Source organism: uncultured Campylobacter sp., from assembly GCF_938045625.1.
GTDB lineage: Bacteria > Campylobacterota > Campylobacteria > Campylobacterales > Campylobacteraceae > Campylobacter_A.
Window position 1 is genome coordinate 1 of sequence record NZ_CALIAV010000057.1, and the last position, 2,964, is coordinate 2,964.

The window sequence follows — 2,964 nt, forward strand, 5'->3', positions numbered from 1 at the left end:
ACATGGTATATATTAGTGCCTTGATATATAGTATAAATATAGTAATTATGGCTTTTTTAAATATGATGTTACCCTTTATACGTATTGAAAATCATTATATATTTCTATATAATTACTCAAATATTTTTAAAGGAGTTTAAATGCAGAGGAAAATTATGCTTAGCCTCGCTTTGGTCGGTGTTTTAGCCGCCGCGCAAAACGAAGTAGAGCTAAAATCGCTAGAAGGCGTAACCGTCACGGCACAAAGATCATCTCAAAGTGTAGACGAGATAAGTAAAAGCGTCTCGGTAGTAGATAAAGAGACGATAGAAAGAAAGCTTGGCAAAAGTGTACCCGAGCTAATCAGCGAGGCGCCGGGAGTTTCAATCGTAAACGAAGGCATGGACTCGGGCACCGTAAACGTGCGAGGTTTTAGTTCGTCCGATTACCGAGTGCCGATGTTCGTAGACGGACTTAGGTTTAGGGGTAGGCCGGCGTTTGAGTATTCGATATTTACGCCTGATCAAATCGAAAGGATAGAGATAATAAGAGGTCCAGCTAGCACGCTTTACGGCACGGATGCCTTTGGCGGCATAGTAAATTTAGTCACCAAAAGAGCTAGCGGAGACGTGCACGGCGACTGGGCATTATCGGACACTTATCTTAGCACCCAGTATCAAAGCGCGAACAAAGGCGTGCAAAACCGCTTACAACTCGGCGTAGTCGGACACGGGTTTGACGCATTGCTCGGCTTAAACTACAAACACGGCAAGGACTACGACACTCCGGCGGGTAAAATACCAAACACAAGGTATAACTACCGAAGCCTTGATTTTAAAGGCGGATATAGCTTTGCCGATTTTCACAGACTTGAGCTCGTAACTAGATACACCGAATCAGAGCGCGGCGTAGTCGGTACGGCGGTCGGCGCTCCCGGAACGGCGAATAAAAGAGGCTTTCAAAAATACATAAAAGAAGCGCCTCTTAGAGAAAAATACGTAGCGCTAAACTACGAAGGCAACATAAACGACAAATTTATATTAGATTCTAGCTTGTATTATAGAGAGCTTTATACGCACCTAAATATAAGACCCTACATCGGCTCGTTTTCGCCTAGACAGGTCGATAACTACGTAAACGGTCCGAAGGTCTACGGCGGTAAATTTATCGGTAAATTTATAGGCGACAACCTAACCCAAACCTACGGCGTGGATTTTTATTACGAGGACTGGGACAGCGTGTATCAAAGCGTAAATAACGGCCCTAGACTTCGCAACAGGCTAAGAACCAAACAGCTTGACGTCGCCGGGTTTGGCTTGCTTGAATACGCATTTAGCAACGATGCGATTTTAAGCGCAAATTTACGCTACGACCACATAAAAACGTCCTTTGATATGGATAGCTCGATGAGCCCCGCCGTAAAAGCCCTATACGAAAACGCCAACGATAGAAAAGACGGCAGAGCCAGCTACGGACTAGGGCTTATTTACCCTATCACCCAGGGGTTTGAGTTTGTAGGAAATTTCTCGACTTCGTTTAGGGCTCCTATGAGCGGCGAGGTTGCTCCGATACTTACGTTTTCAGGCAGCGAGGCGTATCTGCCAAACCCTGATCTAAATATCGAAAAAGGCGTTACCTACGAGGCCGGGCTTCGCTATACGGATAAGGTGCTTAGGTCAAATTTGATATTTTATACGGGAGATTATAAAGACCTGATCGTCGAGCGAAACTGGCAAAGCGGCGGCGTGACCTACTATCAGTCGCAAAACGTAAATAGAGCCAAGATAAGCGGAGCGGAATTTGACCTAGCATATAAAATTTTGTCAAATTTAGAGTTTAAAACAAACCTCGCCTACACGCGCGGCAAAAATAAACAAACCGGCAAACCGCTTCCAGAGATCGCTCCGCTTAGCGGACGCGTGGCTGTTTCTTATTCGCCGGAGTTTTTGGCAAACTCATACATAGAGTATAGCGGCGACTGGGCGGCGAGAAAGACGCGCATAGACGACAGCGTAGAGCGCGAGCGAGCTGGATATTTCGTGCATAACCTATACTTTGGGAAGAGTCTGGGCAAACTAGGATTCTTAAAAGATTTTAGCCTGAATTTCGGCGTCGAAAATATCTTTGACAAAGAATACGCCCCAAGCCTAAGCTACGAGCTAATCAGTCAGCCTAGAAGCGCTAGCAACCCGCTAATAAATCCGGGCAGAAATTTCAAACTAGGCTTTAAGGCTAGCTTTTAAATTTGCCGAGCGGGCTTTTAAACAGGCCCGCTCAAAAACCATAAAATTTACAAATTTAAGGATCAAATTTGAGAAAAATCATATCCGTTTTATTGCTACTGGCAGCGACGCTGGGCGCGCTTGAATTTACCGATCAAAACGGCAATAAGCTTGTCTTTGACCGTTCCGTTAAAAGTGTAGCGCTGTTTCCGGTGCCGCTGGCTTCGTTTTCTCTTAGCGTCGAAAACAACGTATCTCGCCTAGCCTCCGTCCATCCGATAGCCAAGAAAAACATCGAGCGCGGAATGCTGGGAAAAATGATAAAAGGCGCAGGTAGTATCCCAGCAGGCGGTATCGGAGAGGATTTTACTCCAAATATCGAGGAGCTACTAAAACTATCTCCGGATCTAGTAGTGCAGTGGGGCATGAGAGGCGAAAAGATCATCGAGCCGCTGCGTAAAGTAGGGCTAAACGTAGCTTTGGTAAATTTAAGCGGCACGGAGGAAGCCCCGCTTTTTTGGTTTGGTATGCTGGGTAAAATTTACGAAAAAGAGCAAAGAGCGGAGAAAATTTTACAAAATAGAGCCGAGGTAAGAGCTAAGATTGAAAATTACACAAAAGGGCTTAGCAAAAAACCGAAGGTTCTTTTTATATTCGGCCGAGATAAAAGTTACGAGGCAGCCGGCGGCGGGACGTATTTTGATTATGAGATCAAGCTAAGCGGCGGAGTAAATGCGGCGAATTTCGGGGGATTTAGAATTTT

2 protein-coding genes are annotated in these 2,964 nt (G+C 45.3%); both read left to right on the forward strand.

Annotation, left to right across the window (positions count from 1 at the left end; all coding sequences use genetic code 11):
- Window positions 1-140 precede the first annotated feature (140 nt).
- Window positions 141-2,222 carry a TonB-dependent receptor gene (locus Q0386_RS06045; protein WP_299028523.1) on the forward strand — a complete coding sequence of 694 codons (2,082 nt, stop codon included), beginning with the start codon at window positions 141-143 and terminating at the stop codon, window positions 2,220-2,222.
- 68 nt (window positions 2,223-2,290) lie between these two features.
- Window positions 2,291-2,964 (forward strand): ABC transporter substrate-binding protein (locus tag Q0386_RS06050; RefSeq protein WP_299028526.1); only part of this gene is annotated, 674 nt, incomplete at its 3' end.